At 53.6% G+C, this 20,280-nt stretch carries 17 protein-coding genes; 15 read left to right on the top strand and 2 right to left on the bottom strand.

The features are described 5' to 3' along the window. The first annotated feature begins 7 nt into the window (after positions 1-7). The 15 genes from tatC to ACOCF6_RS17325 all read left to right on the top strand — a co-directional run bounded on the left by tatC (position 8) and on the right by ACOCF6_RS17325 (position 18,693). On the top strand, positions 8-853 hold the full coding sequence (gene tatC / locus ACOCF6_RS17395) for a twin-arginine translocase subunit TatC (RefSeq protein ID WP_482461592.1): 846 nt from the start codon (positions 8-10) through the stop codon (positions 851-853). A 15-nt stretch (positions 854-868) separates the two neighbouring features. Beyond that, a complete protein-coding gene (locus ACOCF6_RS17390) occupies positions 869-1,957 on the top strand; it encodes a 6-phosphofructokinase (RefSeq protein ID WP_482461591.1) in 1,089 nt (362 codons plus the stop codon). A 232-nt stretch (positions 1,958-2,189) separates the two neighbouring features. Next, positions 2,190-2,597, top strand: coding sequence for an RrF2 family transcriptional regulator (locus ACOCF6_RS17385; protein ID WP_482461590.1), 408 nt, complete (start codon positions 2,190-2,192; stop codon positions 2,595-2,597). A gap of 90 nt (positions 2,598-2,687) precedes the next feature. Next, complete coding sequence (cydD, locus tag ACOCF6_RS17380) at positions 2,688-4,430, top strand: thiol reductant ABC exporter subunit CydD (RefSeq protein WP_482461589.1); 1,743 nt, start codon at positions 2,688-2,690, stop codon at positions 4,428-4,430. Then, positions 4,427-6,079 carry a thiol reductant ABC exporter subunit CydC gene (gene cydC, locus ACOCF6_RS17375; protein WP_482461588.1) on the top strand — a complete coding sequence of 551 codons (1,653 nt, stop codon included), beginning with the start codon at positions 4,427-4,429 and terminating at the stop codon, positions 6,077-6,079. Before cydD ends, cydC begins: the two co-directional genes overlap by 4 nt. A gap of 268 nt (positions 6,080-6,347) precedes the next feature. Further along, positions 6,348-7,694, top strand: a complete 1,347-nt coding sequence (locus ACOCF6_RS17370; protein ID WP_482461587.1) for a cytochrome ubiquinol oxidase subunit I — start codon at positions 6,348-6,350, stop codon at positions 7,692-7,694. Between the two features lie 3 nt (positions 7,695-7,697). Next, positions 7,698-8,753: a cytochrome d ubiquinol oxidase subunit II gene (cydB, locus tag ACOCF6_RS17365; protein ID WP_482461586.1), complete on the top strand. Its 1,056-nt coding sequence runs from the start codon at positions 7,698-7,700 to the stop codon at positions 8,751-8,753. Between the two features lie 377 nt (positions 8,754-9,130). Then, on the top strand, positions 9,131-9,736 hold the full coding sequence (locus ACOCF6_RS17360) for an OmpW/AlkL family protein (RefSeq protein ID WP_482461585.1): 606 nt from the start codon (positions 9,131-9,133) through the stop codon (positions 9,734-9,736). A 396-nt stretch (positions 9,737-10,132) separates the two neighbouring features. Continuing rightward, positions 10,133-10,765 carry a transglycosylase SLT domain-containing protein gene (locus tag ACOCF6_RS17355; RefSeq protein WP_482461584.1) on the top strand — a complete coding sequence of 211 codons (633 nt, stop codon included), beginning with the start codon at positions 10,133-10,135 and terminating at the stop codon, positions 10,763-10,765. After that, positions 10,765-11,274 carry an LEA/WHy family protein gene (locus ACOCF6_RS17350; RefSeq protein WP_482461583.1) on the top strand — a complete coding sequence of 170 codons (510 nt, stop codon included), beginning with the start codon at positions 10,765-10,767 and terminating at the stop codon, positions 11,272-11,274. Before ACOCF6_RS17355 ends, ACOCF6_RS17350 begins: the two co-directional genes overlap by 1 nt. 102 nt (positions 11,275-11,376) lie before the next feature. Next, positions 11,377-13,536 carry a methyl-accepting chemotaxis protein gene (locus ACOCF6_RS17345; RefSeq protein ID WP_482461582.1) on the top strand — a complete coding sequence of 720 codons (2,160 nt, stop codon included), beginning with the start codon at positions 11,377-11,379 and terminating at the stop codon, positions 13,534-13,536. Positions 13,537-13,561: 25 nt separating this feature from the next. Beyond that, positions 13,562-14,359, top strand: a complete 798-nt coding sequence (gene trpA, locus ACOCF6_RS17340) for a tryptophan synthase subunit alpha (RefSeq protein WP_482461581.1) — start codon at positions 13,562-13,564, stop codon at positions 14,357-14,359. A 90-nt stretch (positions 14,360-14,449) separates the two neighbouring features. Next, positions 14,450-15,304, top strand: coding sequence for an acetyl-CoA carboxylase, carboxyltransferase subunit beta (accD, locus tag ACOCF6_RS17335; RefSeq protein ID WP_482461580.1), 855 nt, complete (start codon positions 14,450-14,452; stop codon positions 15,302-15,304). Between the two features lies 1 nt (position 15,305). Further along, positions 15,306-16,583 (top strand): bifunctional folylpolyglutamate synthase/dihydrofolate synthase, encoded by a 1,278-nt coding sequence (locus ACOCF6_RS17330; protein ID WP_482461579.1) that lies wholly within the window; start codon positions 15,306-15,308, stop codon positions 16,581-16,583. Next, positions 16,576-18,693, top strand: a complete 2,118-nt coding sequence (locus ACOCF6_RS17325) for an LPS-assembly protein LptD (protein ID WP_482461578.1) — start codon at positions 16,576-16,578, stop codon at positions 18,691-18,693. Before ACOCF6_RS17330 ends, ACOCF6_RS17325 begins: the two co-directional genes overlap by 8 nt. An 85-nt stretch (positions 18,694-18,778) precedes the next feature. Here the strand turns inward: ACOCF6_RS17325 and ACOCF6_RS17320 are convergent, their stop codons facing one another. Further along, entirely contained in the window at positions 18,779-19,201 is a 423-nt protein-coding gene (locus tag ACOCF6_RS17320; protein ID WP_482461577.1) for a pentapeptide repeat-containing protein, read from the bottom strand. 200 nt (positions 19,202-19,401) lie between these two features. Then, entirely contained in the window at positions 19,402-20,238 is an 837-nt protein-coding gene (locus ACOCF6_RS17315) for a single stranded DNA-binding domain-containing protein (RefSeq protein ID WP_482461576.1), read from the bottom strand. Positions 20,239-20,280: the final 42 nt, after the last annotated feature.

Genomic DNA, 20,280 nt, shown 5'->3' with positions numbered 1-20,280 from the left:
AAGATGCATGTCAGAAGAAAAAGTCCTCCCCTTTATTGAACACCTGGTTGAGCTGCGCAAGCGTCTCATGGTCATCGTTATAGCCGTCGTGATCGGCATGGGGGTGGCATGGAACTTTTCCACAGAACTGCTCAATTTCATCGAAAAGCCCCTGAAAGGCACAACCTACCTGACCGGCATCAAAAAGAAGGTCTACACCCAGGTCAAGGAATGGTCGCCTGCTCTGTATACCCGCTACAAACTGGAGCAGGAGGTCAACGCTCCAATCAAGCAGCGTCCCCTGAACTACAGCGCACCTCTGGAACCGTTCTTCATCCAGTGCAAGATCTCCATGCTGGCCGGCTTTATTATTGTCCTGCCGATCGTCTTCCACCAGCTCTGGCTCTTCATCGCCCCGGGACTGTCCCGCAAGGAGCGGCGCCTGGTAATCCCCTTCATCACCGCTGCGACCGTTACCTTCTGCGTCGGCGCCATGTTTTTTCTGATCATTATCTGGCCGGTCATCATCAATTTCTCTCTTTCGTACGAAGCAGAAGGTTTGCAGAGCTGGTTCAACATCAGCGCCTATGTCAATTTCTGCCTGCGTCTGATCCTGATGTTCGGGCTGATTTTCGAGCTGCCTGTAATTACCCTGCTGCTGGCGCGCTTCGGCATTGTCAGCTACGCCTTTCTGGCCCCGAAGCGCAAGTACGCCCTGCTGGCCAGCGCCATCATTTCCGCCTTCCATGCCGACCTGATCACCATGTTCGTGATCATGGTTCCGCTCTACCTGATGTATGAAGTCAGCGTGTGGGTTGCCCTGATTTTCGGCAAAAAACGTATTGTCGCAGAACCGGAACTCCCCGCTACCTGACCCAGGAGACCATGTATGAACAAGAAAATCGGCATCCTCACCGGCGGCGGGGACTGTCCGGGTCTGAACGCCGTCATTCGCGGCGTTGTAAAGTCAGCCATCATTCGCCATGGCTGGCAGGTAATCGGTATCGAGGATGGTTTTGATGGCCTGCTGGATCTGAGTAAATGCAAACCGTTAACCATGGATAACGTACGCGGCATCCTGCCCCGCGGCGGAACGATCCTGGGTACCACGAATCGTGGCAATCCCTTTGATTATCCGGTGGAGCGGGATGGGAAGACCATCCGCATGGATATCTCCGACAGGGTTATGGAGAACATCCGCACCCTGGGTATCGATGCACTGATAGCGGTGGGGGGTGACGGCTCGCTCAAGATTGCGCTGGAACTGGCGAACAAAGGTGTACCGGTAGTGGGGATACCAAAAACCATTGACAATGATCTGCGCGAGACGGACTTTACCTTTGGCTACAACACCGCCCTGGAAACCGCAACCGATGCACTTGACAAGCTGCATACCACCGCCGAGAGCCATCACCGGGTGATGATCCTCGAGGTCATGGGACGCTATGCCGGCTGGATCGCCTTGGAATCGGGCATTGCCGGCGGAGCAGACGTGATCCTGATCCCGGAGATCCCTTATGACTTCGGCAAGATCTGTGCAGCAGTCAAGGCACGTGCTGCCCGCGGCAGCCGCTTCAGCATCGTCGTGGCCGCCGAAGGGGCATTCCCTGCCGGAGGCGACCGGGTGGTTGCCAAAACTGCCGACGAACGCTACACAATCGAACGCCTGGGCGGTATCGGCCAGTACGTTGCCAGACAGATCGAACAATGCCTCGAGATGGACGTGCGGGTAACCGTTCTGGGGCACCTGCAGCGCGGCGGTTCACCTAGCACCTTTGACCGCGCCCTGGGCAGCCGCTTCGGCACCAAGGCGGTGCAGATGGTGGCTGACGGAGAATTCGGACGCATGGCCTGCCTGAAAGGTCGCAGCATCACCTCGGTCAGCATAGAGGAGGCCACTCGCAGCCTGAAGCTGGTTGATCCGAACGGTGAAATTGTTCAAACAGCCGAGGATCTCGGTATCATGATGGGACGTTGAACCGAAAACGCAAAACTTCGTGTTTTTTTATTGACAGTACCTGCAAAAACCTCTAAAAAGACATAAATAGTCTTTTAATAAATTATGTAATAAATTCTGCAGTTATTGTCGAACGATATAAGTCCAGCTTTTTTGAAACAGTTTTTGTGAATTACCCGCATTATTTAAGATGTCCGGCCAAATCAATTTATTACTGCGGGTTTCCTGCACTTAAGGGTTAGAGGGTATTTGTATGATGGAGCTTACTCGCAAAGGTGAATACGCAATCCGCGGCATCGTGTATCTGGCCACCCGTCCCGGCGACCAGGTCTGCCTGTTGAGCGATATTGCAGCGGCTGTTGATGTCCCTCCCACCTTTCTTGCCAAAATTTTCCAGCAGTTCAGCAAAATGGGCCTCGTCAAATCATATCGCGGCACCGGGGGCGGCTTCATCCTTGGGCGTGCAGCCGACAAGATCACCCTCCTGGAAGTAGTCGAAGCGGTTGAAGGCCCGATCATCCCCAACAGATGCGTTCCAGGGGGCGATGAATGCGACCGTTCCTCTTCCTGCAAGGTGCATCCGGTGTGGGTCAACGTACAGAAACAGGTTCGAGAAATTCTCGCCAGCGTCAGCCTGAAAGAGTTGGCAAACAATCAGTAAAGCCGGCATCCATCACGCCTGCCATAACTCCTGCACACCCCGCCAACAGATGATTGGGAACAGTTTCAGCCCCTGCATACATCTCTCCCTATGACTGAACAATCCGAAGAGCACACCGACAGCAGCGATCAGGGGGCAAGCAGCGCACAGCAGTTGCTGTTTGCCGAAGCCAGGGATATCCGCTGGCTCTTGGTGAGCATTATTTGCCTGGCCGTTATAATCGGCCTGCTGATCGTGTTCCAGGCCCGCCTGCTGGCAACAGCCTGCCAGCGTGTCGTTATGCAGGGTGACGATGTATCGTCGGTTGTGCCGGTAATACTGCTGCTGGTTCTGCTGGCAGCAGGACGGAGCCTCTGCACTTACATCCTGGAAACCAGGTCAGCAGCGGCCGCTGCCCGGGTCAAGCAGGCGGTTCGCAACAGACTGTATCGCAAGATTCAATCCCTGGGTCCTTCCGGACTGGCTGGGGATGAAACCGGTTCGCTGATCGAAACCGTCACCAAGGGTGTCGATGAACTGGAACCCTATTTCACCCGCTTTCTCCCCCAGCTTTCCCTGGCGGCGATCCTGCCGCTCATATTCCTGACCATAATTATCCCATCCGAGTGGCGCTCCGGGCTTGTGCTGCTCTTTTCCGCCCCGTTTATCCCCCTGTTTATGATGCTGATCGGCCGCGGTTCAGAACAGCTCCATCGGCGCCAGTGGAGCCGTCTATCCCGAATGGCCGGCCATCTGATCGACCTGGTTCAGGGTTTGCCTGATCTGATCATCTTCGGAGCCGCAAAAAAAGAAGCGGTGGTTGTAGCCCGCGTTTCGGAAGAATATCGCTCAGCAACCATGACGGTATTGCGGGTTGCCTTCCTCTCCGCTTTCACACTGGAATTTTTTGCAACCGTAGGGACGGCACTGGTTGCTGTAATCGTTGGTTTCAGGCTTCTTGCGGGAAACCTGTCCCTTGGAGAGGGGCTTTTCGTTTTACTCATGGCTCCGGAATTCTACCTGCCGCTGCGCAACCTGGGACTCTCATATCACGCCCGAATGCAGGGGATGGCGGCCGCAGAACGGATAGCACCGCTCCTGGCCAGACCATTACCTGAAGGGTTTGCCGGATCCCTGCTTCCCCCGGCAGCCCCCCCGACTGTGCTCTTTGAAGGGGTTTCTTTCCGCTATGGCGGCAACCGGGGCGGTGTAAACGGTGTTGATCTGGAATTGCCGGCCGGGAGCATCACCGCCCTGGTAGGTGAGAGCGGCGCAGGCAAGTCCACGCTGGCGCGGCTTCTGATCGGACTGGCCCGGCCTGAATCAGGACGCATCCTGATCAATGGCCGGGACCTGACCACGCTGGCGCCCGACTCATGGAGGTCCAGACTGGCGTGGGTCCCCCAGAGCCCCTATTTTATTGCGGCAACAGTGCGTGACAATCTCCTTCTGGGTCGACCGGATGCCGAAGAACATGAGATTGACAGCGCCCTCGAAGCCGCTGCAGCCGCCCATTTCATCAATCGGCTGCCTCGTGGCCTGGACACCCTGCTGGGGGATCGCGGCGCCGGGTTGTCAGGTGGCGAGTTAAAGCGCCTGGCCCTTGCCAGGGCGTATTTGCAACGGGCAACCCTGGTGGTGCTGGACGAGCCGACAGCAGGACTTGATCCCGAAAATGAGCGACTGGTGTGCGAGGCACTGGAAAGGCTGGCCGTGGGGCGTACGGTTCTGGTTATCAGCCATCGTGAGCAGACCCTGTTGTGTGCCGGGAGAGTGGCGGAGATGATCAATGGCCGCATAGACCGGGTCGTTTCTCCGAAAGGCTTTCTGATGCTGCAGGAGGATGCGGTGTGACCCACTTTGTCCGTTTCCTGAAAATTTCCCGCAGTCAATGGCTCTGGATGTCCGTCGGAATTGTACTGGGCGTGGTGGTGATTGCAGCAAACGCACTACTGATGGCTGTATCCGGCTGGTTTATCGCATCCATGGCAATATCCGGCAGCAGTGGGGCGGCCTTCAATTATTTCTTTCCTTCGGCAGCCATACGCTTTCTGGCCATAACGAGGACCGTAGGGCGCTACGGGGAGCGATTGGTCTCCCATGAGGCGACCTTCAGAATTCTTGCAGAACTGCGGGTATGGCTGTTCAAGCGCTTCGAACCCTTGGCTCCGGCCGGCCTGGAGCGGTATGCGGACGGCGATGTGGCTGGCAGGTTGCGGGCCGATGTGGATGCCTTGGAAAACCTTTATCTGAGAATCATTGCACCGCTTGCGGTGGGAACAATTTCCATAGCTGCAGCCCTTGTCTTTCTTCTCTGGTTCAGCCCTCCGTCCGCTGCGATGATGCTGCTGTTTCTGCTGCTGGCTGGTGCGGGGCTTCCCCTGCTGATTCGCCGAATCTCGGAAGAGCCGGGCAGCAGATCCGCCCAATTGTCCGCGGATCTGCGCAGCAGGGTGACCGAAGGTCTGCAGGGGGGCGAAGAGCTGATCCTTCTGGGGGCAGTGGAACGTCAGGCCGCTGCGGTTGATGAACTGTCAAGAAATCTGATCGCTGAGCAAGAGCGCTTAGGGCGAATAAACGGCCTTTCCCTTGGCGGAATGGCGCTGTTTGCCGGTACCGGAGTAGCTGCGGTACTGTTGACCGGCAGCATGCAGGTTGTTGCCCACCAGATCCCTCCACCGCAGCTGGTGATGCTGCTGCTGTTCTCTGCTGCTGTCTTTGAAGCCGTCGGCCAACTGCCGGCAGCCTTCCAGCTGCTGCCGGCGGCACGGGAGTCGGCAGCACGCATCTTTGAACTTGCGGATGCCCCCGTACCGGTGCCCGACATTCCGAACCCGGCTAAGCGGCCGACCGGAAATGAGATCTGCTTCAGGGGTGTATCAGCCTGCTACCTTCCGGGAATACCAGTTCTGCAGAATATTTCCCTGACAGTCCCCGCAGGCAGCAGCGTTGTCCTGAACGGCTCAAGCGGTGTCGGAAAAAGCCTGCTGGTAGAGATCATGCTCCGCTTTCGCACCTATGAGGGGAGCATTACCGTGGGAGGCATTGAAATCCGTGATCTGGCGAAGGACGAGTTACTCGGCATGATTGCAGCGGTACCTCAGCGTCCGCACCTGTTCAATGGTACTATTCGAGAAAATATTCTGCTTGGAAACGATGCTGCCGATGAGGAACAACTCCGCCAGGTCCTCGGTGACTGTTACCTTGAAACCTGGGTAACGGGGCTTCCGCTGGGCCTGGACACACTGGTGGGAATCAACGGCTCTGCTGTCTCCGGCGGTGAAGCGCGCCGTATCGCCCTGGCGCGGGCGCTGCTCAAGGATGCGCCCATTCTGCTGCTGGACGAGCCGACCGAAGGTCTGGATGCTGCGACTGAACGCGAGGTGGTGTCGCGCCTCAACAAACGCTTCAGGGGCGCTGGAGGCACATCTCTCCTTGTCATTTCACATCGTCCCGCCTGCCTGGCGCTTGGTGATTCAATCATTCGCCTGGAACAATCCTGAAAAACTTTCAAACTGTTAACATTATTTTTTGTTGACAATTTCTTTCGCCTGACTTAAAGATAAAAAGGCTCTTGTTTGTTCTATATTTTTGATATAAGCAAACATATTATTTTTTCATCAAATATCCATTAAAATCACATAAACATCAATCAGCAGTTACATCTAATTTTTCCGCACCATTATTGACTCACAAACAATTATGAATACATCACTATGTGCAACAGCCCAAGATACACGATTTCAACACGCAGCCTAACAAGGGGGAAGTATGGATGTAGTAACGCTCAGTCAGCTTCAATTTGCAGCAACCTGCATGTTTCACTGGATTTTCGTTCCACTAACACTCGGGCTGTCTATTATGACAGCCTGGATGGAGACAAAGTATGTAACAACCGGTGATGAAACCTGGTTACGCATGACCAAGTTCTGGGGCAAGTTGTTTCTGATCAACTTTGCACTGGGTGTAGTCACCGGTATCACCATGGAGTTCCAGTTCGGCCTGAACTGGGCAGAATATTCCCGGTATGTAGGGGATATTTTTGGCGCACCCCTGGCAATTGAGGCCACCCTTACCTTTTTCCTTGAGTCGGTATTCATCGGAGTATGGATTTTCGGCTGGAAAAAGATTCCAAAAAAAGTGCACGCACTCTCCATCTGGCTTGCCGCAATCGCAACGAATCTCTCCGCACTATTCATACTTCTCGCCAATGCCTGGATGCAGAAACCGGTCGGTTATGTCATCCGGAACGGCAGAGCGGAAATGGAGAACTTTGTCACCGTTCTTACCAATCCCTATGGATGGATCAAGTTTTCACACACTCTGCTTTCCGGCTATGCCCTGGCAGCATTTGTCATTATGGGCGTATCCGCCTGGCACCTGCTCCAGAAGAATGAAGTCGATTTTTTTACGCGCTCATTCAAGATGGCAGCTGTCTGGGCATTTACGGCATCATTGATCGTAGCAATCAGCGGCGACTTCCACGCTGTCGAAATTGCAAAAACCCAGCCCACCAAGTTTGCCGCCATGGAAGCACAATGGGAGACACAACGCGGAGTCGGCATGAACCTTCTGCTCTTCCCGAACGTAGCCGGTGAGTGCAACTCGATAGAGGGGCTCTGCATACCCAATGCACTCAGCTTTCTGGCCTTCAAGGATCCCAACGCCGAAATCAAGGGCCTCAAGGCTTTTCCCGTAGAGCTCCGTCCACCGGTGACGCCGACATTCATCAGCTTCCGCCTCATGGCCGGAATCGGCACGTTCATGATCCTGGCCAGTCTGCTGGCAATCATCCTTTCCCGCAGGAATAATTTTGTTGATCAGCGGGCGTTCCTGCTGCTCATGGTATTTGCAATTCCGGCTCCCTATCTGGCCGAACAATTTGGCTGGCTGGTGGCTGAACTTGGCCGTCAGCCCTGGATAGTCTACGGGGTGATGAAAACGGCCGACGCGGTCTCCAAATCAGTTACCGCTACGCAAGTCGGTCTTTCCCTGCTCGGTTTTACCGTACTGTACGGCCTGCTGGGGGCAGTAGATATCTTCCTGCTGGTCAAATACGCCAAGAAAGGTCCCGATAAGGACCTTTCCGGCATCATCAATGTTCAGGGGAGGGCATAATCCATGGATATTTCAGTTTTCCAAATCACCTGGTTCGTATTGTGGAGTGTTCTCTGGGCAGTATATTTCATGCTCGATGGTTTTGTCCTGGGGACCGGCTTTCTGTCCGCTTTCATCGCCAAGAATGACACTGAAAAGCGCATCCTGATCAATGCCATTGGACCGGTGTGGGACGGCAATGAGGTCTGGCTTTTGACAGCTGGTGGAGCAACCTTTGCCGCATTTCCCACCACCTATGCGCTCATGTTCAGCAACCTGTATTCGGCCCTGATTCTGCTTCTCTTTGCCCTGATCGTTCGTGGCGTATCGTTCGAGTTCCGCGGTAAGCTTGATGGGGCACTCTGGAAAGAGACCTGGGACAAGGCCATACTTGTATCAAGCTTCCTGCCCGCCCTGCTGTTCGGGGTGGCATTCGGCAACATCTTCCGCGGTATCCCCATGCGCAATGACTTTACGACGCTGCAATTCGCGTACGAGGGTTCATTGATCGGATTGCTGAATCCCTACGGCCTGATCACCGGGGTCCTGTTTGTATTGCTGTTTGCCGTGCACGGATCGCTCTACATCTCTCTCAAAACCGTGGGTGACCTGAGCAATCGGGCAACCGCCATGGCCAACAGACTTTGGCCCGCACTTTTGATCGTTGCTGTGGTATTCCTCGGCTACACCTGGCCAGCCACCAAGCTGTATGGCAACTTTATGAAGGCACCTGTTCTGCTGATCATTCCGGTTATTGCGGTTGCTTCACTGCTTCTGGTGAAGGTGTTTGCCGGAAAGAGCGAGACTGGCAAAGCATTCATCTTCTCATGCCTGACGATCGTTTTCGTTGTCTTTACCGGGGTGGCCGGACTTTTTCCAAACCTGCTCCCTTCAAACCTGGATGCAGCCTCGAACCTGACCATCTACAACTCGTCTTCCAGCCTGCTGACCTTGAAGATTATGACGGTTGTTGCATTGATATTTGTACCAACCGTTATCTGCTACAAGATCTGGGTCTATCGCATCTTCAGGGCAAGAATCCGCGAAGAGGATATTATCGGGAATTCCGAGGCTTACTAATGTCCCGGGACGTCACAGCACTCTTCGTCTGACCGACAAATATGCCAAAGTTCCGGGTAACCGGGACTTTGGCATATTTTGGTGCCGAAGCAACGTTTCGTACTACTATCCATCCAGCTGCAACTCTGATCGCTCTACATACCGCACAGACAGCGTATCCTGCCCACGACTCCGTGAATTGCCCCCCTCCTCTGTTCTTACTTCTTACGCAATTTTATTAAATATCAAAATATTTTTTATTTATATCAAATTAAACTTGACTTACGTCATTTTTTTAACTAAATAAGATCAACAGAATCTTCTTTGTCTGCTCACTAATTCGATCCTTTTTCAGATTGAGGTAGCCCCTCAAAATAAGCAACTGGAGGAAGCGACAGATGACAAGAAATGCGTTGGCTGTAATGGGTGCTGTACTGGTTATGGGCTTAGCTGTGGCGGGAAACGCAACTGCAGAGGATTTCAAGCAATTCGGTGTGCGTATGAGGGCAATCTATGTTAAACCGGATGAAAGCACCAATTTCACAGCTGCAAAGGTAAGCATTAGTGACGATGTCGTTCCGGAACTTGACCTTGAATACTTCTTTTTAAAGAACGTTTCTGCCGAATTGATTGCTGCCGTAACCCGTCATGACATCAAGCTCAACGGTGCGTTTGCCGGCTCGACCTGGCTGCTTCCACCGACCGTAACAGCCAAGTATCACCCCTTTGCAGGAAGCCTGGTGAGCCCCTATGTCGGCTTCGGTGTTAATTTCGTATTTCCGTTCAACTCCAAGATCAGCGCAGTAGATCCTGATTTCACAATTGATAATAGCGTTGGCTGGGCGGCTCAGGCAGGTGCCGACATCAAGATCAAAGAGAACCTGTATTTCAATATTGATTATAAATATCTCAATGTAGAAACAAAAATGAAGGTGGGTGCCAATACGTATGACCTTGCCCTTGATCCGCACCTGTTCGGCCTGGGCGTTGGCTATCGATTCTAAGTTATCTCATTGAAAGCACAGATTGATCCAAATGAGACCACTGGGGACAATGAATCCCCGGTGGTCTTTTCGCCTACTCGGCTAAAGTAAAACGCAGACTTATTCGTGAATTTTCAGCAGGCAACCCAGGGAGGATCCAGGGGTAGCTATCGCACTATAACTCATTGTTTTATTACGGTTTTTCCCTGATTAACTTGACATTTGTTATTCAGTAGTGTAGAAACATTCCACCTGAATAAAGCCAACCTAAAGTCTCGGACCACCGGGACTTTGGCTTTTTCGGGACATCCCCATTGAAAGGAGTATCCAGCCGGAATTCATTTTGTTTTTGGCGCTCGCGCCGGTCCGGCAAAGCCCCCACAACTGACCCCACTCTTACTTATGCGAAAAAAACTAATGTATCTGTCATGCCTGCTCATACTCGCAGCATGCGAATCTGCTTCGGTCAAAAAAACGGAACTGCCTCCTGCAGCCACCGTTTCGGCCGAGACCCCCCTCGAACGTGAAATCAAGGGACTTCTGGAGAAAGGTATCTCCATGGGCGAGCGCAAACGGCAGGTAGCAGCCATTGAATCCGCCTTTGCCCGCCGTACAACCCCCAAACGTTCACGCCAACTGGCTGCTCTCTGTTTCACAAAAACCCTCGGAACTCCGTTCATGCCTTTCGACCTGGCCGAAATCGCCCTGGCTGAGACTGGTGGCCATCAACTGGCGGCCGAGGCTGTTTCCAGCAAGGGAGCACTGGGCGTCTGGCAACTCATGCCGCGCCGCGCCATGAGTCACGGCTATGCACCGTCTGACATGGAAAACGATGAAAAATGTGCCGAAGCAGCCGTACGCGAACTGTACACAAAACTCACCATGGCTCAGGGAAATCTGGAACGGGCAAAAAAACTGTACTGCGGTCAGGGCCCTCAAGCCGATGCCTACCTGAAAAAAATCCGGATGGTTCGCGTGGAATTGCGAGGCGACCTGGGTCGCCAGACCGAACTACTGGCGATGGATGAGTCAGGAACGAGAACACGCTGATGTATCGCGTGCGTGTTTTCATCGCAATCATAATCTTGCAAACCCTGTTGTCGGGCTGCGCAGCATTCATCCAGGAACCTTGTATTACGGTTAAAGGAACCAGCCTGGTCGGGCTGGATTCTTCCGGGGTGGATATCGAATTTCACCTTGGAATCAGCAATCCCAACACCTTCGATCTGTCACTGCTGGGTTACACCTATGACCTGCGCGTCATGACCCTGCCCCTCTCAACCGGCGGTACACAGCAAACCGTTATCTTTCCCTCCGGGAAAGAAACCGATATGCGTCTGCCGGTCCATCTTAAATTCAGCGATCTGCTGGAGATCATCAAGCGACAGCCCGATCTGGACAAGCTCCCCTACCGGATGAACGCCAGACTCCACCTGGAGTATCCTTGGGGAGAGATGATCATTCCCGTAGAAAAGCATGACACCCTGATTGTTCCTGAGCAATACCGCCCCGAAGCCGCCATCAACCGTTTGCGGAATATGCTGCGCGGCATCCGCTGAGAGGTCTGGTGCGGGGTCTTTTTGCTTGATAAGAAAGCTGCTGCTCTGGTATAGTTTTGCGGCTTTACCTGCGTACATTCACGATTCACAAGGAGTTGTTCAGTGAAGACATCCTCGTCTCAGAACGGCGCCAACGGCCTCACTCTGCGCACAAAAATGGTGTTGCTCTCAGCAGCAGCCTTTACCTGCATCCTGCTTGTGGCTATCGTATGTTTGATGCTCCTGAACGAATCCAGAATCGGCGGTTCCTCCTACAGGATCATTCAAAACAACAAGGATGCCCTTGAAAGCATCGCCCTCTTAAAATCAGATCTCTTCCAGATCAACAGTGAAATGCAGAACTTCATGCTGGAAACCGACAAAAGTGTTGCCGACAAGAGTGAGGCCACCATCAAGAATCTGGTGTCTGACGTCGAACTGAATTTCGGCATCGTACTTGAATCACTTGAATCTCCCCAGAAGCGGGAAGCGATGAACAAGGCGGAAACGATCTGGAAGGAATACAAAAAAACGTTGCTGGACGAGGTACTGCCCGCCGCCGGGTCAGGAGATATCCTCAAGGCCAGTTACCTGATGAGTGGCGTGCAGGCCCAGCGTTTCAGCACCTTCAGCACTGCCGTGGCATCGATGGTCACTATCATCCATAAGGATGTCAGCACAACCGAAGAGCGGGTTGCCTCAAGCATAAAAGCCAAAATGATTCTTTCAGGGATCATCACGCTGATTGCGATCGGAGTGATCGCTATTTTCTCGTTTTTTATTACCATTTCCATTACACGGCCGCTGCGCGCCTGTGTCGAATTTGCCCGCGCTGTTGCCGACGGCAAGCTTGATTCCCGGCTATCCGTGACAGGCGGGGGAGAAGCAGCTGATCTTGCCACTGCCATGAACACCATGGCCGAAAACCTGCACAGCATGGTATCACGGGTCAGTTCTACCTCCGAGGTGCTTACCGCTATCGATAACAACATCGAGAAGGCCTCCCGAAAAGTAGTCAGTTCCGCACATCTTCAGGAAGCCGCCGTACTTGAAACATCCCGGGCCGTTGACTACATCAATACGTCCGTCAAAGAGGTATCAGAAGGTATCGAACAGCTTGCCACCTCGGCTTCGGAAACATCCGCTTCCATCCTTGAAATGGCCGCCAGCGTTGAGGAGGTGGCCATCAGTGCTGAAAAACTGGGTGATTCGGTGGATGAAGTCAGCTCGTCAATTATCGAGATGACCGCCTCTATCAAAGAGATCAGTACCAGCATCGTCAACCTGCTGGATGCCTCCAGTACGACGGCGTCATCCATTGCCGAAATGGATGCAACCATCAAGCAGGTAGAAAAGAATGCTCTGGACACCTCCGTTATTACGGAAGGGGTTAAAAAGGATGCCGAAACAGGCAAATTGGCCGTGGAAGAAGCAATTGCCGGCATGCAGGCCATCCGCAGTTCTTCGCGCATCACGGCCGAGGTTGTAGAAAACCTGTCTCTGCGAGCCAACGACATCGGCGCCATCCTCTCGGTCATCGACGAAGTCGCCGAGCAAACCAATCTGCTGGCACTGAATGCTGCCATTATTGCTGCCCAGGCCGGAGAGCATGGCAAGGGTTTCGCTGTGGTTGCCGACGAGATCCGGGAACTAGCCGAGCGCACCAGCAGTTCAACCCGAGAGATCGCCACAGTCATCATGGGTGTTCAGGAAGAGACCCGTCGGGCAGTGAACGCCATCAACCAGGCCGAAGAAAGCATTACCGAGGGTGAGAAACTGTCCCAGCATTCCGGCACAGCCTTGGCCAAGATAGTCAGCGGTGTGCAGAAAGCCAGCGTCCAGGTCCGCGAGATCGCCCGCGCCACTGTCGAGCAGGCTCGCGGCAGTCAGAGCATCAAAGAGGCCATGGAAAGCGTCGAGGAGATGGTCGGGCATATCGCCAGTTCGGCCCGTGAGCACTCACGTGGCAGTGAACTGATCACAACGGCGGTCGAACAGATGAAAGATCTGACCATTCATGTGCGGACCTCCACACGTGAACAGAGCCGTACCAGCAATCTGATCGCTCACGCCACGGAAGATGTCACCACGTTGATCGATCAGATCCGCAAAGCCAGCGGTTCGCAAGCCCAGAGTAGCGCCATGATTTCCAAGTCGGTCGGCAACATCCAGTCATCGACTTCTGCCAATACCGAGGCAGCCAAAGTAATGGAAGGTGCCGTAACCGGACTCTCCAAGCAGATCGACCTGCTCGAGAAAGAAATGTCGGGCTTCAAGATCTGAGATCAACAACACGGAGACATGAACCATGAGCAGGCTTGTTCAATGCCTTGAGGCACTCAAATCATCGAAATCAAAAGCCCTGGTAACGTTTATTACCGCCGGTGATCCCGATCTGACAACAACGGAGCAGATGATCCACCTGCTGGAAGAGTCGGGAGCAGATATTATCGAACTCGGTGTTCCGTTTTCCGACCCCATGGCTGATGGCCCGACCATCCAGCTTTCTTCTGAGCGGGCATTGTCTGCGGGCGCGACCCTGACAGCAATCCTTGCTATTGTTCGGAATGTCCGCAAAACGACCGAAATTCCTATTATTTTGATGGGATATCTAAATCCGATCCACGCCTACGGCTATGAGCGTTTCAGCCGTGATGCCGTACAGGCCGGTGTTGACGGTGTTTTGCTGGTAGACATGCCGCCCGAAGAGTCTGATGAATTTTTGCGAACCGCCAACAAACATGGCTTGAATGTCATCTTCCTCCTCACCCCCACCTCTGACTCATCCCGCATTGATGCTGTAAACAGGCTTGGGCGCGGCTTTATTTATTATGTCACCGTCACCGGGGTTACCGGTGCGAGACAGGAGATTTCCGGTTCCCTTGCCAGTGAGCTGGCACGGGTCAGAGAAAAGGTCACTCTCCCTATCATGGCCGGGTTTGGAATCTCGACACCTGAACAGGCAACCAGTGTCGCCGCACTGGCTGACGGAGTTGTCGTGGGCAGCGCCATTGTCAAGCTCTTCCAGCAGTATTCCGGAACTCAATTGCAACACGAACTGAAGGGCTTTGTCCAGGCACTCAAACAGGCCATACTCCCGCAGTAATCTGACTTGACAGCACGTGGCATTTCTGTTACCAAGCAACTTCATTTACGTTAAATTTTTTGAGCGAAACTAAATATACGAGGTCCAACCATGAGCTGGTTCAATAGAGAAAAAGCGGGCATAGACAAATCCGAGGGCAAAAAAATAAAGGTTCCCGAGGGCATGTGGGTCAAGTGCACGGGATGTTCGGAAACCATTCTCAGCAAGGATATCGACACCAACCTGAACGTGTGTCCCAAATGCGGCTATCACTACCGAATCTCTGCCCGCCGGCGTCTTGAAGTGCTGCTTGACGGGGGTACCTGGCAGGAGTTTGATGCAGGGGTCACCTCGGTTGATTTCCTGGAGTTCAAAGACGCCAAGAGCTATCAGGAGCGTATCGATGCGGCCCTGGCAAAAGGGGGTTCCAAGGATGCGGTCATCTGTGTCGAGGGAACGATCGACGGCACTGCGGTTCAGGTCGCCTGTTTTGACTTTTCCTTCATGGGGGGCAGTATGGGCAGTGTGGTGGGCGAGAAAATCACCCGCTCCATCGAGCGCAGCCTGGCACACAAGCAGCCGGCGATTATCATCTCAGCCTCAGGCGGCGCCCGCATGCAGGAAAGCATCCTCTCCCTGATGCAGATGGCCAAAACCTCGGCCGCACTTGCCAAACTCAAAAAGGCCGGATTGCCCTTTATTTCCATCCTGACCGACCCCACAACCGGTGGGGTGACCGCCAGCTTCGCCATGCTTGGGGATATCAACATTTCCGAACCCAAAGCGCTGATCGGATTTGCCGGACCGCGTGTCATCGAGCAGACCATCCGCCAGAAGCTTCCCGAAGGCTTCCAGCGTGCCGAATACCTGCTTGACCATGGTATGGTGGACGTCATCATCCCCCGCACGGAAATGCGGTCTAAAATCAGCTCCATCCTCAAGATGCTCCACCGCCCTGCAGCCTGAGATGTCCTTGGATGGTGTCCTGGAGAAACTTTATGCCCGGCGGCGCTTCGGCATCCGCCCCGGAGTCGACAGAGTAAGGCTTCTCCTGGATCGCCTCGGATGCCCCGAGCACTCCTTCCGCAGCATTCATGTTGTCGGCACCAATGGCAAGGGCTCTACGTCGGCGTACCTGGCGAGCATCCTGTCCGCATCCGGCCTGCGCACTGGGCTGTTTACCTCCCCCCATCTGGTCAGCTTCAGCGAGCGATTCCGGATTAACGGCTCCGAGATTTCTGCGGAACGACTCGAACCACTACTCGAGTCCGTCATGGCCGCAGCCCCCGAAGAAGCAACCTTTTTCGAAATTGTTACGGCGCTTTCCGCGCTGTATTTCTCAGAAGAGCAGGTTGAAATCGCCATCATGGAGGCCGGCATGGGCGGTCGTTCCGATGCGACCGCAGCCCTGAAGGGCTTCATGACGGTGGTCACCCCCATTTCCCTTGATCACTGCGACTATCTGGGTACGACCCTGGAACAGATCGCTGTTGAAAAGGCCGGCATCGCTGAGTCTGATACCCCGGTTATTATCGGACACCAGACCCAGGAAGCGACCAGCGCCATTGTCTCCTGTTTTCCGCATGACAACGACAGACTGGTCTGGACCGACTCAACGGTGTCTGCCCATTGGAATGCGGATGGAACCCTCACGTACAGCGGGCTCCGTACGACACTGAATAATCTCACCACCGGCATCCCTGGACGCTACCAGTCGCAGAACGCATCCCTGGCTTTGGCAGCTGCCGAAACTGCAAGCTCCGCTGGCTTCAGCATATCAAACGAATCACTGCGACAAGGAATACTGCACGCGCGCTGGCCGGGTCGTATGGAATTCATACCGGGCAGCCCTCCCCTGCTGCTTGACGGCGCTCACAACGCAGCCGGCGCTGCTGCGCTGGCCGAAGCCTTGGGGGACCAGCACTATCGGAAGCTGTTACTGGTGCTTGGCATTATGTCCGGCAAGGAGGTGCGGAAGATTATTTCCGCACTGGCGCCGCTTACGACGACATGTTATTGTGTCAGCCCCGCGGTAGACCGTGCCATGGAGGATGTGGATCTGGCCACCATACTCTCGGAATTCGGAATTCCAGCTACGGCCTGTGGGAGCGTTGCCAACGGAATCACCTGCGCCCAGCGGGAAGCCGGCAACGATGACCTGATTCTTGTGTGCGGTTCGCTGTTCACTGTTGGTGAGGCAAAGGCCTGGCTTGCGGGAATAAACTTCGAGGGAATTCGTGGCTAAGTCACTGCAGCCGATAATCATAATCAAAACGTTCATGACTGCCCTCTGCATTGTCTGTCTGGCATCAGCCCTGGCATGGGGAGATGCAGCCGGTCAGCCCGATGACGGCATACGTATCAATGCCGACTCGATGGAGCACAACCAGGCGGATGACGTTATTACGGCCAAGGGAAATGTTGTGCTGCTGTGGCAGGGAGCAACCCTTACAGCAGACAATGCTACGTACGACCGCACGAACCAACGTATCAAGGCCGCGGGCAATGTCGTCATTGTCAAGGGTGGTGACACAATCAAGGGCGATTCGGTCACTGTCGAACTGGAAAGCGGTCGCGGAGAACTGGCCAGGGGCAGGATATTCTTGCAGCAGAACAACATGCATTTCAGCGGCAACACCGTTTCTCGTACGGGAGAAAATGATTATTCAGCCAGTCAGGGCAGTTACACCACCTGCGATGCCGAGATCCCCTCCTGGAAATTCAGTGCCAGTAATCTTGACATGACCCTCGATGAATACGGCACTGCAAAAGATGTTGTCTTTTACATCAAGAACGTGCCGATTTTCTACTTCCCCTACGCTGTGTTTCCGGTCAAACGCGAACGGCAATCAGGATTTCTCTTCCCCCGCTTCGGCTACGACTTTTCCAGAAAAAAGGGGGCTGAGGTCGATATCTTTTATTACTGGGCTATTTCTCCCAGCCAGGAAGCCACCATTGACCTTGACATTCAGAGCAAGCGCGGCGTTGGCGCAGGTCTTGACTACCGCTACCTGCGCAAACAGGGCAGTACCGGCAATCTGGGCGGCTACCTGATCTATGACCTGAATACCGATAGCCCTCGCGGCGTTATCTCCCAGTCCCACCGCGAGATCTTTTCACCGCAGATGAATCTGCGTACTTTGATCAATATGACGACCGACCGCTTGTTTCTCAATGACTACGGAACAAAAAGCGGCGACTATAATCGCCAATCCAACGACAGCACCGTCAATTTCCTCAAAACCTGGCAAAATTATGCCTTGACAACCAACCTGCGCTATACCCAGGATTATTACGCTGTATCAAACAAAAGCACCCTGCAAACCCTTCCGGAAATCGGCCTGGCCGCTGTTCGTCAGCAGATATTTTCCACCCCTGTGTATTTTGATCTCGATTCCAGTGCCACCAACTTTTACCGTGAAAGCGGAACCAGCGGACAGCGCCTCTACGGCTTCCCGCGCCTGACACTGGTGACCGGGATCCCTGGCTATCTCAACCTGTCGGCCTATGCCGGTGCCCACCTGCGGGCATACAATACAGAAAATATCTCGACCGGCAGTTCTGTGAATGAACACGACGGTAGCCTGCTTCCTGAAGCGGGTCTGCGCCTTTCCACCGCCTTCAGCAAGGTCTATGATTCAGGAGGAGAAACACTTCTAAAACTGCGGCATGAGATGATACCGGAGCTGGCCTATTCCGTAACGCCTCAGCAAGATCAGCACCGCCTGCCGCACTACGATGTTACCGACCGCATCGTCCACCAGAATATCCTGTACTACTCACTGACCAGTTATCTGGGCGGTAAATTCCGCAGCGGAGAAACAACTGAATACCGTGACCTGATGCGGTTGAAACTCTCACAAGGCTACAGCTTCGATGGAAGCAGACAGGATCTGCTGACCATGGTTGATACCCAGCGACCCTGGACGGATGTGATTCTGGAATCGGACACATGGCTGCTTCCCCAGGCGCGCTTGAGCTTTGATGCCCGATACAATGTTTACGAAAACTACATATCCAGCGCTACTCCGGGCCTGCAGGTTGATGACAGGCGCGGCACAACCGCGGGAATCAGTTATCACATGGCACATAACCAAGTCGAGTATCTGGAAGGACGGCTGGCCACCAGGATATTCAAACCGTGGGCATTCGGCTACACAACACGCTACTCTTTTGATCGTCAAAACTTTCTTGAATCCGTTTATTCAGCCGAATATCGGCACCAGTGCTGGAGTGTCAGCCTTTCGTTCCTCGATCGGCGTGTCACCAATCCCGGTCAATCGTTCATGGTCAGTTTCAACCTGATGGGTGCTTTCGGCTTCGGTTCAACACCTGCCGGACTGGCCGGCAAATAGGACACTCGGGTACATAAAAAAACGGGACACCCTCGCATCTATGGGAGGTGTCCCGTTTTGTTCCGATCCACGCATGGTAAGCTGACTATTTACACCGGCCAATCGACCCTTTTTTACAGACCTTGCCATCAATCCAGGTGGCATCCTGAAGATCTGCTCCCACCATATCAGCATCTTCTACACTGGCATGATCCAAAGATGCGCCATGCAGATTGGCATTCCGCAGATTGGCCTTTTCCAGACCGGCATCCTCAAGAGTCGCGTCCTCCAGATTGACACCTTCCAGATTGGCTCCCATCAGATTAATTCCTTCAAGCTTGGCTTCAGACAGGTCAAAACCCCGCAGGTCAGCTCCCCTAAGGTCACACCCCGGACAGTTTTTCAGCTTTGTGAGACGCTCAAGGTCCTCAGGAACAAAAGCAGATGAATGCACTGGGGTAAGACAGATAAGACATGCTACCAGAAGCGGAAGCAGGGTTTCTACGGGAATAGCGAGACGATTTTTCATACCTGATTCCTTCCAAAAGCAATATATGTGCTGCATTTAATGTTATCACTATAGCAGGTACAGAACTCTTTTGTAAATATTAACTAAGGATATTTTCCATCGTTAACGTATACATTGATCTGCATCCCTTGTAATCAGTTCAAAGAAAAGCCCCTCCGATCCGGAGAGGCTTTTCTTACATGTAATTGGTATCCGGTTTTTTACTTGGTGATCTTGGAATCCTCAACAATTACCGCATATTTGTAACCAGAGCCAAAATCCTTGTCTTTGTAAAGTGTCCCTGTAATCGTAACGACATCACCAACATCAGCACTGTCAGCGACAGAGGTGCAAACAAGGTTATGGTTTTTCTTGGCTGCCGTACCAGTGCCGTCCTGAATATGGATCCAGTTTTTCCCCATGATGCCGCCGGACACCTTCACGACCTGCCCGCGAATGACAACCTTCTTCTTGTGAAGCTTGGAGCTGTTCTTAATTGCACCTTCAACTGTGTAGGCATTGGCTCCGCTTGCCTTTGTCACGGAGATCTTCCCGGTTTTGGCTGCTACAGCTCCACTGCTGCCGGGAGAGGTTCCCTCACCTTTTCCTGGATCAGCACCAGCCCCTGCTGCAGCTCCTGAAATGACGCCATCCGAGAAGATGATGGAATCAAAGGTACGCTTCAGGGCTTTACTCTCGAATTTCCCCATCTCCATACCCGGCTTGAAACTCATCACGGATCCAACCGTGACGGGAGTTTGCGCAACCGCCACCCAGACTTTCTTGCCGTCTGCCTGCTCGATATACACATAGCTGTAGCCACCGGCGCTCATGGTTTGGATAACCTTGCCGGACAACGGTTGAGGTGCAGATGGAGCGGCGGGAGCACCTGGAGCGGCCTGAGCAGGATCTGCCGGAATGGAAGGATGCCCTGGCTTTGTTGCTGGTGCAGCCGATTCAACCGCAGCAACTGCCGGCTTGGCAGGTGTTTCAGCAGCTATGGCAACAGCTGCAATAAGAGTACAAAGTGACGCGGACAGGAACATGATCTTTTTCATACAATCCCCTTTTTTGGATTTACCAACAACGCTTTTCTGATA

The sequence above is a fragment of the Geobacter psychrophilus genome (assembly GCF_056821595.1).
Note: the sequence above shows the minus strand (reverse complement) of the source record. Positions and strands in the feature narration are given on the sequence as shown.